This window comes from Kribbella sp., assembly GCF_035687465.1.
Classification (GTDB): Bacteria; Actinomycetota; Actinomycetes; order Propionibacteriales; family Kribbellaceae; genus Kribbella.
The window spans coordinates 1-12,645 of record NZ_DASRXP010000531.1 but is presented as its reverse complement, the minus strand read 5'-3'; the positions used below and the strand labels follow the sequence as shown (position 1 = coordinate 12,645).

The following is a 12,645-nucleotide window of genomic DNA, read 5'->3' as shown; positions in this document are numbered from 1 at the left end:
TCCTTGACCCGGCCGACCCGATCGCCGAAGAAGAGGTGCGTGACCTCGGTGAGGGAGGTGCCGCCGGCCTCGATCGCCTGACGATGCACGGCGTCCGCGTCCTCGACGTACAGGCGCAGGAAAGCCGGGGTCGACGGCCAGTCGGGCCTCGCGTCGAACATCATCACCATCGCGTTCCCGATCCGCATCTCCGCGTGCCCGATCACGCCGTTCTCGTCGGCGAGGCGGCTCACCTCCACCGCGTCGAACGCGGCGGTCAGCCACGCCATCACCCCGTCCGTGTCCTTCGAGATGATCCAGGGCGTCACGGTGGTGTACCCATCAGGAATCGGCATGACCTTGCTCCCTTGTCGTCGTCGTTGTGCTTGACGCTACGGGCGGTTGCGGCCAGGTCCTGTCCTCTACTTGCCGAGTTCGGCGGCCTTCAGCGCGCGGCGTTGCATCACGTCGGGGCGTTGCCGGGCGGACGTGCTGATGGCCTGCTCGCGGGCTTCCGGGGTGAGGTGGTCGATGTAGACCTGGCCGTGGAGGTGCTGGGTCTCGTGCTGGAGGCAGCGCGCGAAGTAGCCAGCCGCGTCCAGGATGAACGGGCGTCCTTCGAGGTCGTAGCCGTGCAGGGTGGCGCGGGCCGGACGCGGGAGTCTCGCGGAGGCGCCGGGGAGGGACAAGCAGCCCTCGCTGTCGTTGTCCTCGCCGAAGAGGCCGGCCGACGCTTCGACGCGTGGGTTGAAGACGTGGCCGACATGCCGGGTGCCGTACTCGTCGGTCAGGTCGTAGACGAACAACCGCACGTCGACGCCGACCTGGTTCGCGGCGAGGCCGCAGCCGTTGGCGATCCAGAGGGTCGTGAACATGTCGTCGATCAGCTTCGACCACCTCGCCCGGCCGAACTCGACCACTTCCCGACAGGGCAGATGCAGGATCGACTCGCCGACCTCCGTGATCCGCAGCGGCTCACCGCGACGAACCTCGTCGGTGACGGGCGGAAGGGTCATGGCCGGACGACCTTGGATGAGCGTACGCACGAAAAGACAATACTTTGCAAAGCTCGAAGTCCTCTGGCTGATCGAGCCGGTCCCGGACGCCGCCGGCCGGATCGAACCCTGGCGCCGGACCGTCACCCACGAGTCCACACTGAATCGCGAACTGGAAGATGTCGCCTACGCCAGCTGGCTCGAGCAACGCACCGAGTCAGCCCACCCGCAGGACTTCGCCTTCAGCGAGGTGGTCTCCCTCACCGAGGGCCAACTCTGGGAACTCCGCGCCCGCCTGCGCCGCGTAGTACAGGACTACGTCACTGAGGCCGACGCCGACGCGACGGAGACAGCTGTGGTCATCCGCGCGTTTCCGATGGATCAGGGCTGACGTGGACGGTCGCGGTGTGAAGTTTGGGGAGGGAACGCTGGAGTTGGTCGTGGGCCTGGTGGGCGATGGTGTGGGCGTCGGTCAGGCTGAGGCCCGGGTCGACGAGCACGCTGGTTTCGGCGCGGATGCGGTGACCTGTCCAGCGCAGCCGAAGGTCGTCGATGCCGTTGACACCCGGTGTGGACCGTAGGGCGCTCTCGGCTGCTTCGACCAACTCTGGATCGACGCCATCCATCAGTCGGCGCCAGACATCGGTCGCCGCACCCCGCAGTACGACGAGGATCGCCACCGTGATGGCTAGTCCGACGATCGGGTCGGCGAGGGGAAATCCGGCCAGCACCCCGAGCGCGCCCAGCACCACCGCGAGCGAGGTGAACCCGTCGGTGCGTGCGTGCAGGCCGTCCGCGACCAGAGCGGCCGAACCGATCCGGCGGCCGACGCGGATCCGGTAGACCGCCACCAGTTCGTTGCCCGCGAACCCGACCAGGCCGGCACAGATCAGTACGCCGAGATGGTCGAGCGGGCGGGGATCCAGGAGCCGGGTGATCGACTGGTATCCGGCGACCACCGCCGACAGGGCGATCATCGCGATGATGAATACCCCCGCGAGATCCTCGGCCCGGCCGAAGCCGTACGTGTAGCGCTTGGTCGCCGGGCGGCGCGCGAGGGCGAACGCGGCCCAGAGCGGCACGGCAGTCAACGCGTCGGAGAAGTTGTGCACGGTATCGGCGAGCAGCGCCACCGAGCCCGTGAACGCGACCAGCAGAGCCTGCACAACCGCCGCCGCACCGAGAACGACCAGGCTGATCTTCACTGCCCGAATGCCGTCCGCATTGCTTTCCAGCGCGGCGTCCACCGACTCCCCCACACCATGCGAGTGCGGCTTCACCAGGCCGCGGATCCAGCCGCGAACACCGTCGCCTTCATGACCGTGCCCGTGCCCGTGTCCACTCATGAGCTCATGCTACCTGCGCAAGCATGCATACACGCAAGTAGGCAGGTTCGAGGTAGCGTGCGGGTATGCACTCGTCGATCGAAGACTTCGAGATGCCGAACGATGAGCAGGTGCATCTCGCCGCGGAATCGTTCCGGCTGCTGGCCGAACCGACCAGGATCAAGGTGCTCTGGGCCTTGTTGCAGGGCGAGTCCTCGGTCGCCTGCCTAGCCGAACTGACCGGCGCCGCCCCGGCAGCGGTCAGCCAGCACCTAGCCAAACTCCGGCTGGCCGGCCTGGTCAGAGGACGCCGCGAAGGCACCTTCGTCTACTACTCGGCCGCGAACCACCACGTCCGCAGTCTCCTCGACCAGGCCCTCTTCCACGCCGATCACCTCGATCGGAACCTGACTGACTGATCTAGTGCTGGGCGGGCGCGAACAGCTCGAGCTGGATGTTGTCCTGGTCCCGGAACACCAGAACCGAGGCGTAGGGCTCGTCGGCGATGGGCGACTGGGTGAGCGGCTTGTCTGCCACCCCGCTGCGGATCACCCCGTGGGTTTCGAGGTGGTCCTGCCACTGCACGAGATCCGCGCGGTTCGCGACCGTGAAGCCGGCATGATCGAGCCCCGTCGTCGTCTCCGCGCAAAGGTCGCCGTTGTTGGTCTCGTGGTGGTGCAGGGCGATCATCAACTCATGGTCGGCGTCGGCGAGGATCCGCCCGAGGCCGCCGTGATGCGGGATGTCCATCACCGGCTGGACGTCGAAGACGTCGCTGTACCACTGGACGCTCGCCTCCAGATCGGTCACGGTCAACGCGAGATGGTGCAGCCTTACTGGACTCACAGTGGACATGGTTGCCCCCTTCAGGAACTGGTCCTCGCGAACTCGGCGAGGAACATCCGGGTGACGTCGTCGACGAGCCGGGTCCACCGGTCGCCACCAGGGTCGTTGGAGACCTGCTGGTCGACCAGGCCGGTCGTCACGGCGGTCCAGATGTCGAGGTACCGCGGATCGTGCACGCCATTGCGCGCGAGGAGCTCGCGAGTGACCTCCAGGGCCTGAACGGCGAGCTCATAGGACTCCGGCGACGGCGTGAACCCAGGCACGGAGTGCTGGAACAGCAACTGGTAACGCGGCACGTCGGACACGCAGAACGTGATGAACGCCCTCGCCTCGGTGAGCAGGTCCTGCCGCGGGTCGTCGGTGACCGGCAGTCCGGCCTTGAGGTCGATGAACTCCCGCGCCGCGTCGGCGAACATCGAGTCGAAGATCGCGTTCTTGGACTCGAAGTAGGCGTAGACGGTCGGTGTCGTGATCCCCGCCCGCTTGGCCAACTCCCGCAGCGACAACGAAGCCAGGCCTTCCTCCCGCACCAACCCCCACGCAGCCGCCAGCACTGAAGCCCGAGCACTCTCCCGCCGAGCTTCTCGCCAACTGCCACCAGCTGGTTCCTTTAACATAGTTCAGATTATTTGCACACCGTATAAATCTTGTCAATGCCCTACCTTCGTCGGGTCTTGGTGAGGATGTAAACCGTCGGGGTGACACCGCTGTAGCGGAGGACGCGGGTTCTGACGATCTTGAGGTTGGGGGTTCGGGCCACGGCAGTGAGGAACAGGCGTTTGTCGTCTGTCAGGAGGACGGCGCGGCCCGCAGGGTCAAGGACGCGGGCGATCTCGCTCAGGAGCGCCGGGTAGAGGCGGGAGTTGTTGGCATGACTGCCGACCAGCTTGCCGAAGGGCAGGTTGGCGAGCAGTCGGTCGATGCCGTGGTCAGGGTAGTCGAGCTGTTCAGCCTGTGCGACTGCGAGCGACGCCGTGACGCCGCAGCGGGTCAGGTTGAGGTCAGCCAGTCTGATGGCGGCTGGATCGTGGTCGGAGCCGAGCACAGTGAGACCGGGCACCGAGTGGGCAGCTGCGATGAGGAGGGTGCCGGTCCCGCAGCAGGGGTCGAGAATCCGCTGACCCGGGCTGATCTTGGCGAGCCTGGCCAAGATCTCGCCGACGACCGGTTTGGTTGACCAAGGCAACCGCTCGAGCCGGCCGAACCGCCGGGACCAGGAGAACGGTCCGATCTCCGCCTCCCACCCGGCGGCTGTGGCGATGAAGTTCACCACCCAGTCGCTCGGGTCCTCGATCCAGCCGAGCTCAGCGGTCAGGGCGATCCGCAGTACGCCGGCATCCGTCGTACCAGGGGCGATCCTGAAACGCAGTGGTGCGTCTGAGGTCAGCGCCGAGATCACCCCGCGCCCGGCTGATCGCAGCACGCCGCCAACGTCGGCAAGGGGAACGGCCAGGGAACTGAAGAGCCGGACGTCCCGCAGTTCGCGCAACGTGCCGAGGACTCGACAGGTCACTCGCCCGTCGGAGCGGTCGAGGGGATTCAGAGGGGCGAGCAGGTCCTCGGCACCCGAGATCGTGCGGAGGGCGACCAGATCGTCGACCACGCGGTCGAGGTCGAGGCAGGCAGAACTGATGGCAGGGTTGAACATTGGACTCCTGAAGAGCGCCGGATGCGGTCGATGGGCGACGCGACATGCGGGCAGCGGCACGCGCCCTACCGGATCAGCAGGGGTGCCTCAGTGCTGCGCACGTCTTCAGGAGTTGGTTTGCATCGAGAGCGACTCTAGCCTGCCCTCGCCGGGAGGCGGTGTTTGACTCTGACACAGTGTTAGGTCGTAGACCTTCGGTATGAGTGAGATCGAGTTCAGGACCGCGGGTGAGATCGCCGCGGATATCCGTCATGGCAGGGTGTCGTCCCTTGAGGCGACCGAACGTCTGCTGGCCCGCGTCGCGGTGTCTTCTGCTGTGAACGCTGTGGTCGAGACTTGTCCGGACGAGGCTCTCGAGGCCGCGGCCAGGGCTGACCGGGCTGTCGCGGCCGGCGACGAACTGGGGCCACTGCATGGGGTTCCGATGACCGTGAAGGACGCCATCAACGTCGCCGGTCTGCACACCACCTGGGGCAATCCTGCCTTCGCCGACTATGTCGCCGATTGGGATGCAACCCTCGTACGGCGATTACGCGGCGCGGGCGCGATCGTCTTCGGCAAGAGCAACGTCCACACCATGCTCGGTGACTTCGGCCAGACGGACAACGAGGTCTACGGGCGCACGAACAACCCGCATGACCTCACGCGGACGCCGGGTGGCTCGAGCGGAGGTGGTGCCGCGGCCTTGGCGGCGGGCCTGACCTACCTGGAGTACGGGTCCGATCTGGCCGGCTCGATCCGCCTTCCCGCTGCCTATTGCGGGGTGTATGGGTTGAAGCCGAGCGCCGGCGTGGTTCCGCTGCACGGGTTCCAACCACCCGGACCGCCTGCGCTCGAGACCGAGTTCCCCAACATCTCCAACGTCGGCCCGCTGGCCAGGTCTGCCGGAGACCTCAGGACCGCGCTCCAGGTGACGGGTGGCCCGGTGAGCGAGGCGATGTCGTGGCGGCTGACACCTTCGCGGCACCAGCGGCTCGCCGACTTCCGGGTCGGGGTCGTGCTCGACCATGAGCAGGCACGGGTCTCCAGCGAGGTCGGGGCGGTGCTGTCCGACAAGGTCGACAGTCTTGCCCGTCAGGGGGTGAAGGTCGTCGAGGGCTGGCCTGACGACGTGAACCCGGTCGAGCAACTGGAGGCGTTCGGATTCCAGGTCGAACTGTTCTTCGCACTGCACGGCTCGGATCCGGACTTCGCGACCCTGGCAGAGGTGATCGAGCAGGAGCACCGTCGGCTGGCCGCGCGGGCGGCGTGGCAACGGTACTTCCGCGAGGTCGATGTCTTCCTCTGCCCGACGAGTTTCACCACGGCGTTCCCGCACGACGCGAGCCCGTTCGACGAGCGCACGATCACGACCTCCCACGGCGAGCAGCCCTACGACGCCCAGGCCTTCTGGATCTCGCCCGCCTCGCTGACCGGACTTCCAGCGCTGAACCTGCCCGCCGGCCGGACCGCGGAGGGACTGCCGGTCGGTCTGCAGGTCATTGGGCCGTGGCAGCAGGACGACACCGTCATCACGTTCGCCGAATTGGCCGCTGGGTGACGACTGCTGATTGACTTCGACCAGCACGGAGAGGACCGGGGATGTTCGCGATCGGGGATTTCGCCAAGCACGGACGGGTGTCGGTGCGGATGCTGCGCCACTACGACGCCATCGGGTTGCTGCGCCCTGCCCAGGTGGACCCCAGTACCGGCTACCGCAACTACGAGGTCGGCCAACTGGCCGAGCTGAACCAGATCGTCGCGTTGAAGAACCTCGGCTTCACGCTGGAACAGGTGCGCACGATGATCGCCGACTCGCTCAGCCCGACCGAGGTGCGGGCGATGCTGACGATGCGGCGAGCCGAGCTCGAGTCCGAGCTGGCCGAGCGATCCGCCCGCCTGGCCGAGGTCGAGGCACGGATCTGGAGCATCGAGGCCGCTACCTTCGGGCATTACTACGACATCGTGATCAAGGATCTGGCGTCGGTCCGGTTGGTGGAGCTGAGCACCACCGCGGCCAGTTTCACCCCGGCCGACATCGGCCCGGAGGTCTATCCGTTGTGCGAGGAACTGGGCCGACGCCTCGTGGATGCCACCGTCAAGGCGACCGGGCAGTTGATCTGCTACTACGAACGCAGCCCGGACTCCGAGGACGAAGTACTGGTGCATGCAGCGGTGCCGGCGTCGGTCGATGCGGACGACGAGCTCAACGGCCTGACAGTCGTCGACCTACCGGCCACCCGCGCCGCGACCGTGGTCCATCGCGGTTCCATGGACGCGGTCCTGCCCAGCTGGCAAGCGCTGGCCCGCTGGATCGATGACCACGAACTCCGATCGACCGGACCAGCGCGCGAGCTCTACCTCGACTGCCCAGACGACAGATCCCAGTGGGTGACCGAACTGCAGGAGCCCATCGACTAGTCAGTCCCGGATCACGAAGCCCTCCTTCACCAGCCAGTCCATCGCGACGTCGGCCGGCTCCCTACCGTCCACGTCCACCTCGGAGTTCAGCTCGATCAGCACCTCGTCGGTCAGCTTGTCACTCACAGGCTTCAGCAACTCCCGCAACTGCGGATACTCGTCCAGCACCTTCTTGGCCACCACCGGCGCGACGTTGTACGCCGGGAAGTACGACTTGTCGTCCTCGAGCACCACCAGATCGAGCGACTTGATCCGTCCGTCGGTCGTGAAGATCTCCCCGAACAAGCAATCCCCCTTGTCCGTCGCGGCGTAGACCGCCCCGGTGTCCAACGTGCGGATGTTGTCCCGCGGCACCGCCGACCCCAGCGGTACGCCGTAGTGCTTCAGCATCGGCTCGAACCCGTCGTTGCGGTTCGCGAACTCCGACTCGACGCAGAACGTCCGGTCCTTCGCCGGAACCGAACCGAACTGCGACATCTTGGTCAGTCCTAGCCGCTCGGAGTTCTTCCGGGTCACCGCGAACCCGTAGCTGTTGTTCATCGGTGCCGGGTCCAGCCAGATCAGACCGTATTTCTGCTCGTCCTCCTGGCGGACCGCGTCGTACTGCTTCTTCTTGTCCGGGATGCCGGTGTCATGGCCGAGATAGGAGATCCAGGCAGTGCCGGTGTACTCCCAGGCCATCTGGATCTGGCCGCCGAGCATCGCCTGCCGGGAGGTGTCGCTGCCGGGCATGTTCGTCAGGTCCTTGACCTCGGCACCCGCGGACTGCATCAGGATCGCGGCGATCTTGCCGAGGATCAGCTGCTCCTGGAAGCTCTTCGAACCGATGCCGATGGTCAGCCCGTCGAGGTCCCGTACCGAGGTCAACGGCCCCGACAAGGAACCCGTCGGGACGAATCCGCCACTGGTCCCGAGTCCACAGCCGCCCAGCGCCAGTACGAAAGCAGCACCGGCCGCTACTGTTCTGAAGGCCTTCACCCGAGCCCCCTTGGTCGAGTGATCTCCTCCAGCAAGCGGCCGGCCCAGTCGATCAACAGCGCCAGCGCACCGACCAGCACGGCTCCGCTGATGAGCACCGGGTAGCGGAGCAACCGGATGCCGGTCGTGATCAGGCTGCCGAGACCGCCCGCGTCGATGAACGTCGCGAGGGTGGCCGTTCCTACGACGAGGACCAGCGCGGTTCGGATGCCGGCCATGATCACCGGTACTGCCAGCGGCAGCTCGATCCGGCCGAGCACCGCCCGGTTCGACATCCCCATCCCCCGCCCCGCTTCGACCAAGGTCCGGTCCACTCCTTGCAGGCCGACGATCGTGTTCCGCAGCACCGGCAGTACGGCGTACAGGCAGAGCGCGAGGATCGCCGTCCAGAAGCCGAAGCCCAGCCAGATCGCCAGCAGGACGATCAGCCCGATCACTGGCGCGGCCTGACCCGCGTTGGCCACGGCGACCACCACGGGTGCGGCGCGCCGCAGACCGGGCCTGGTCAGAGCTATGCCGAGCGGTACGGCGACGGCGAGCACGATCACCGTCGCCACGGCGGTGAGCTGGAGATGTTCGAGCGTGAGGCGACCGATCAGACCCCATTGCAGTTGGCGTTGCTCGATCGAGTCGAGCTCGGCCGACGAACGCCAGATCGCCCAGCCCGCGATCACCACGGCGACGAAGAGCGGCTGCCCGAGCAGCAGCCCCCAGCCCGGACGCCGACGACCGGAGGACGCCAGACCCGCGGCAGCCGCCTTCGCGTCGGCGAGATTGCGCTCCTTCGCCGCTGTGTCAGGCGCCGGTTCGAGAGCGGTCACGACGGGACCTCATCCGGCTGAGCGGTCTCCTGGATCCGGTCCAGCACCGCCTGGAAATCCACCACACCGAGGTACTCGTCCCGGCGCCCGGTGACCACCGCGCAGCCGTGACTCGACGTGAGCATGGTGTCCAGCGCGTCGTTCAGGGTGGCCCGCCGGTCGAGGGTGACCAGATCGGTGCCCTCCGCGGGCCCGGGGACGCGGTCCAGTTCGGCGAGATCCTTGGTCCACAGCCAGTCGATCGGCCGACGGCGGTCGTCCAGGACGACCACGTACGAGTCGCCGGCGGACTGGGCCGCCCGCATCGCGCCGGCCGCCGGATCTCCGACCGCGACGAGCGTCCGGTGGCTCAGCTCGACCTCGCTGACCCGGCTCAACGTGAGCTGCTTCAGCGCCGCGCCGGCGCCGACGAAATCGGCGACGAACCGGTCCGCCGGGTTGGCCAGGATCGCCTCGGGGGTGTCGTACTGGGCGATCTTCGCGCCCTCGGTGAGGATCAGGATCCGGTCGCCGAGCTTCACCGCCTCGTCGAAGTCGTGGGTGACGCAGACGATCGTCTTGCGGAGCTCCTCCTGGATGCTCAGCAACTCGTCCTGCAACCGCTGCCGGGTGATCGGGTCGACCGCGCCGAACGGCTCGTCCATCAAGATCACCGGTGGGTCGGCCGCCAGCCCGCGAGCCACCCCGACCCGCTGCTGCTGACCGCCGGACAACTCCCGCGGATACCTGGACCGGTAGCGGTCGGGGTCGAGCCCGACGAGTTCGAGCAACTCGTCCACGCGTTCCGCCGTACGGCGTCTGTCCCAGCCGAGCAGGCCGGGGACCAGGGCGATGTTCTGCGTCACCGTCATGTGCGGGAACAGGCTGCCGCCCTGGATCACGTAGCCGATGTGGCGGCGTAGCTCGTCGTCGTCCTGGCCGTGGATGTCCTTGCCGTCGATCCGGATGCTGCCGGAGGTCGGCTCGATCAGCCGGTTGATCATCTTCAGCGAGGTCGTCTTGCCACAGCCGGACGGCCCGACGAACATGACGATCTCGCCGGCCGGGATGTGCAGGGACAGCCCGTCGACGGCGGCCTTCTTCTGGCCGGGGTATCGCTTGACGACGTCGACCAGGTCGATGTCGACGCCGCTCAGCTCCGGCTCGCCGGCCGTCGTCGTACCGGTCGGGTCGGATTTCAGGTCAGACACGGATCCCCCTCGGGGTGGTCAGCCGGCCGACGAGCAGGAGCAGCGCGTCCAGCACGAGCGCCAGGAGCACCACCCCTGCCGTGCCGACCAGGGCGGAGTTGAGTGCGTTGGCTCCCCCGATCTGGGTGAGGCCGGTGAAGATGAAGCTGCCGAGGCCCGGGCCGAGCACGTACGCCGCGATCGCGGCGATCCCCATCGACATCTGCGCCGAGACGCGGACGCCGGCCAGGATCACGGGCCACGCCAACGGGAGCTCGATCCGCAGCAACGTCCGGATCGCTCCCATGCCCATCCCGCGGGCGGACTCGATCAGGGTCTTGTCCACACCGGCCAGGCCGACCACCGCGTTCCGCAGGATCGGTAGCGAGGCGTAGAAGGTGACGGCCACGACCGAGGTCGCCGTACCGATGCCCGCGACCGGGATCAGCAGGCCGAGCAGGGCGAACGACGGAATGGTGAGCCCGACGGCGCTGATCGCGCTGGCGGCCGAGGCGATCCGGGGGTTGCGATGCACGAGCACCGCCAGGGCCACCGCGACGACGGTCGCGAGGAGGACGCACTGGATGACCAGACTCAGATGCTGGTACGACTGGTAGAGGAGCTGTGACTGGCGTTCGGTGATGTAGTCCCACACGGTGCCTCGATCGACCTCCCTGGTGTCGTATCCCAGGGTGTCCGGGACGTAGCCGGGTGTCAGCTTCCGCACAGGTTAGTCATAACAAGGGGTCAGTCGTTTGAAACCCGCCGCCGGACATGCGGAAGCCCCGCTCATCTGGTCCAGGTGAGCGGGGCTTCCGGGTGGTTCAGTTGAACGAGTCGCCGCAGGCGCAGGAGCCGGTCGCGTTCGGGTTGTCGATCGTGAAGCCCTGCTTCTCGATCGTGTCCACGAAGTCGATCGACGCACCCTTGAGGTACGGCGCGCTCATCCGGTCCGTGACGACGCTGACGCCATCGAAGTCGGCCACCACGTCGCCGTCGAGCTGACGCTCGTCGAAGAACAGCTGGTACCGCAGTCCGGAGCAACCGCCCGGCTGCACGGCGACACGCAGTGCGAGATCGTCGCGACCTTCCTGGTCCAGCAGCGCCTTCACCTTGGACGCGGCCCCGTCGCTCAACAGGATGCCGCTGGCCGTGGTTGCGGCCTGCTCGGTCTGCGCTTCAGTCATTCCTGACTCCAGTCATCTCTTGAGCGCCCGGCCGCTTTGGGCACGAGGCCGTGCGCGGAAGTTCCGCTGTCATTTTGGAGCAACAAGCGCCGCTCCAGAACCATTCCCATGGTCGCACACCAATTCCCAGGATCAACAACATGGCTCATCCGCTCACCGGGCCCAGGTGCGGGCCACCCGTTCGGCGACCGTGGCCAGGGAGCCGTGGGGGTCGGCGAAGGCCTGTTCCTCGCCGACCGCGTCGACCAGGGAGTAGGCGGCCTCGACCCCCATCGTGCGCATCTCCCGGCTCCCGATCGTCACCTTCCCGGCCAGTACTACGCACGGCCGCATCGCGTCGTTCGCCACCTTCGCGACGCCGGCGATCACCTTGCCGTCCTTGGACTGGAAGTCGAACGCGCCCTCGCCGCTCAGCACCAGGTCCACCCGGCCGGCCTTCTCCTTCAACCCGGTCAAGTCGGCGACCAGGTCGATCCCGGAGACGCGCTCGCCACCAAGCAGTAACAGTGCGTAGCCGAGACCGCCCGCGGCCCCGGCACCCTTGGCGTCAGCCGTCTTGCGACCGGCGAGGTCGGCGAACCGGGTCAGCCAGCCGTCGACCGCCGGCTTCCGGTCGTCGGTGATGCCCTTCTGGCTGCCGAAGATGTTGGTCGCCCCGCGCAGCCCGAGCATCGGGTTCTCCACGTCACTCGCCGCGACGAACTCGATGCCGGCCATCCTGGTCCGGGCTGGTTCGAGGTCGACCTCGGTCAGCTGCGCCAGGCCGGTCGCGCCGGCCTCCAGCGCGCCCCCGGTACCGGTGGCTCCGAGAGCGGCCAGGAGTCCCGCACCCGCATCGTTGGTGCCGGACCCGCCCAGGCCGAGGATGATCCGCTTGGCTCCGGCGTCCACAGCAGCCGCGATCAGTTGGCCCACGCCGTACGTGCTCCCGTCCTCGGGGCGACGTTCGGCCGGCTCCACCAGGTGCAGACCACAGGCCTGGGCGGTCTCGACGTACGCAATCTCACCAGCGAGCAGCACGGTCGCGGGCACCTCGCCACCAAGCGGTCCCCGCACGGTCACGGACAACAAGGTGCCGTCGACAACAGCCGCCAGTACGTCGATGAACCCGGGCCCGCCGTCTGCCATCGGCGCGACCAGCACCTCGGCCCCCGGATCACGCCGCCGCCACCCCTCCTCGATCGCGGCCGCAGCCTCGACCGCTGTGAGCGTCCCAGCAAATTTGTCCGGAGCAATCAGCACTCGCATGCCGACATCCTCTCCCACCGCACGCCGCCCCCGCGCACCGCCAGCCATC

Annotated in this window: 16 protein-coding genes; 4 read left to right on the top strand and 12 right to left on the bottom strand. The window is 67.4% G+C overall.

Annotated features, from left to right (window positions below; translation table 11 throughout):
* Window positions 1–335: VOC family protein (locus VFG33_RS28145; protein WP_325055991.1), on the bottom strand; the 335-nt coding region annotated here is incomplete at its 3' end.
* Window positions 336–401: 66 nt separating this feature from the next.
* Window positions 402–995: a peptide deformylase gene (def, locus tag VFG33_RS28140; protein ID WP_325055990.1), complete on the bottom strand. Its 594-nt coding sequence runs from the start codon at window positions 993–995 to the stop codon at window positions 402–404.
* Between the two features lie 16 nt (window positions 996–1,011).
* Between def and VFG33_RS28135 the strand changes: the two genes are divergently transcribed.
* Window positions 1,012–1,365 carry a hypothetical protein gene (locus VFG33_RS28135; RefSeq protein WP_325055989.1) on the top strand — a complete coding sequence of 118 codons (354 nt, stop codon included), beginning with the start codon at window positions 1,012–1,014 and terminating at the stop codon, window positions 1,363–1,365.
* Here VFG33_RS28135 and VFG33_RS28130 read toward each other — a convergent pair.
* The gene (locus VFG33_RS28130; RefSeq protein WP_325055988.1) at window positions 1,334–2,320 is read right to left on the bottom strand and encodes a cation diffusion facilitator family transporter; all 987 of its coding nucleotides are present in this window, start codon (window positions 2,318–2,320) and stop codon (window positions 1,334–1,336) included. The two genes, VFG33_RS28135 and VFG33_RS28130, sit on opposite strands and share 32 nt — an antisense overlap.
* A 65-nt stretch (window positions 2,321–2,385) precedes the next feature.
* On the opposite strand from VFG33_RS28130, the gene VFG33_RS28125 reads away from it, so the two are divergent.
* Window positions 2,386–2,718 (top strand): ArsR/SmtB family transcription factor, encoded by a 333-nt coding sequence (locus VFG33_RS28125; protein WP_325055987.1) that lies wholly within the window; start codon window positions 2,386–2,388, stop codon window positions 2,716–2,718.
* A 1-nt stretch (window position 2,719) separates the two neighbouring features.
* Here VFG33_RS28125 and VFG33_RS28120 read toward each other — a convergent pair whose 3' ends face one another.
* From VFG33_RS28120 to VFG33_RS28110, 3 genes are read right to left on the bottom strand one after another with little or no spacing between them, the layout of a single operon-like run.
* Entirely contained in the window at window positions 2,720–3,154 is a 435-nt protein-coding gene (locus tag VFG33_RS28120; RefSeq protein ID WP_325055986.1) for a VOC family protein, read from the bottom strand.
* Window positions 3,155–3,165: 11 nt separating this feature from the next.
* Window positions 3,166–3,762: a TetR/AcrR family transcriptional regulator gene (locus VFG33_RS28115; protein WP_325055985.1), complete on the bottom strand. Its 597-nt coding sequence runs from the start codon at window positions 3,760–3,762 to the stop codon at window positions 3,166–3,168.
* 41 nt (window positions 3,763–3,803) lie between these two features.
* Window positions 3,804–4,793, bottom strand: coding sequence for a TRM11 family SAM-dependent methyltransferase (locus VFG33_RS28110; protein ID WP_325055984.1), 990 nt, complete (start codon window positions 4,791–4,793; stop codon window positions 3,804–3,806).
* Between the two features lie 199 nt (window positions 4,794–4,992).
* Here VFG33_RS28110 and VFG33_RS28105 point away from each other — a divergent pair, with 199 nt between their 5' ends.
* Both VFG33_RS28105 and VFG33_RS28100 read left to right on the top strand, forming a co-directional pair.
* The gene (locus VFG33_RS28105) at window positions 4,993–6,333 is read left to right on the top strand and encodes an amidase family protein (RefSeq protein ID WP_325055983.1); all 1,341 of its coding nucleotides are present in this window, start codon (window positions 4,993–4,995) and stop codon (window positions 6,331–6,333) included.
* A 41-nt stretch (window positions 6,334–6,374) separates the two neighbouring features.
* On the top strand, window positions 6,375–7,193 hold the full coding sequence (locus VFG33_RS28100) for a MerR family transcriptional regulator (RefSeq protein WP_325055982.1): 819 nt from the start codon (window positions 6,375–6,377) through the stop codon (window positions 7,191–7,193).
* On the opposite strand, the gene VFG33_RS28095 is transcribed toward VFG33_RS28100, so the two are convergent.
* From VFG33_RS28095 to VFG33_RS28070, 6 genes are all read right to left on the bottom strand, one after another.
* On the bottom strand, window positions 7,194–8,171 hold the full coding sequence (locus VFG33_RS28095; protein ID WP_325055981.1) for a glycine betaine ABC transporter substrate-binding protein: 978 nt from the start codon (window positions 8,169–8,171) through the stop codon (window positions 7,194–7,196).
* Window positions 8,168–8,992 carry an ABC transporter permease gene (locus tag VFG33_RS28090; protein ID WP_325055980.1) on the bottom strand — a complete coding sequence of 275 codons (825 nt, stop codon included), beginning with the start codon at window positions 8,990–8,992 and terminating at the stop codon, window positions 8,168–8,170. The genes VFG33_RS28095 and VFG33_RS28090 overlap by 4 nt, the downstream gene beginning before the upstream one ends.
* Window positions 8,989–10,182 (bottom strand): ABC transporter ATP-binding protein, encoded by a 1,194-nt coding sequence (locus tag VFG33_RS28085; protein ID WP_325055979.1) that lies wholly within the window; start codon window positions 10,180–10,182, stop codon window positions 8,989–8,991. Before VFG33_RS28085 ends, VFG33_RS28090 begins: the two co-directional genes overlap by 4 nt.
* Entirely contained in the window at window positions 10,175–10,888 is a 714-nt protein-coding gene (locus VFG33_RS28080) for an ABC transporter permease (RefSeq protein WP_325055978.1), read from the bottom strand. The genes VFG33_RS28085 and VFG33_RS28080 overlap by 8 nt, the downstream gene beginning before the upstream one ends.
* Window positions 10,889–10,985: 97 nt before the next feature.
* Entirely contained in the window at window positions 10,986–11,348 is a 363-nt protein-coding gene (locus VFG33_RS28075) for a HesB/IscA family protein (protein ID WP_325055977.1), read from the bottom strand.
* A gap of 153 nt (window positions 11,349–11,501) precedes the next feature.
* Window positions 11,502–12,596, bottom strand: coding sequence for a glycerate kinase family protein (locus VFG33_RS28070; protein WP_325055976.1), 1,095 nt, complete (start codon window positions 12,594–12,596; stop codon window positions 11,502–11,504).
* Window positions 12,597–12,645 lie beyond the last annotated feature (49 nt).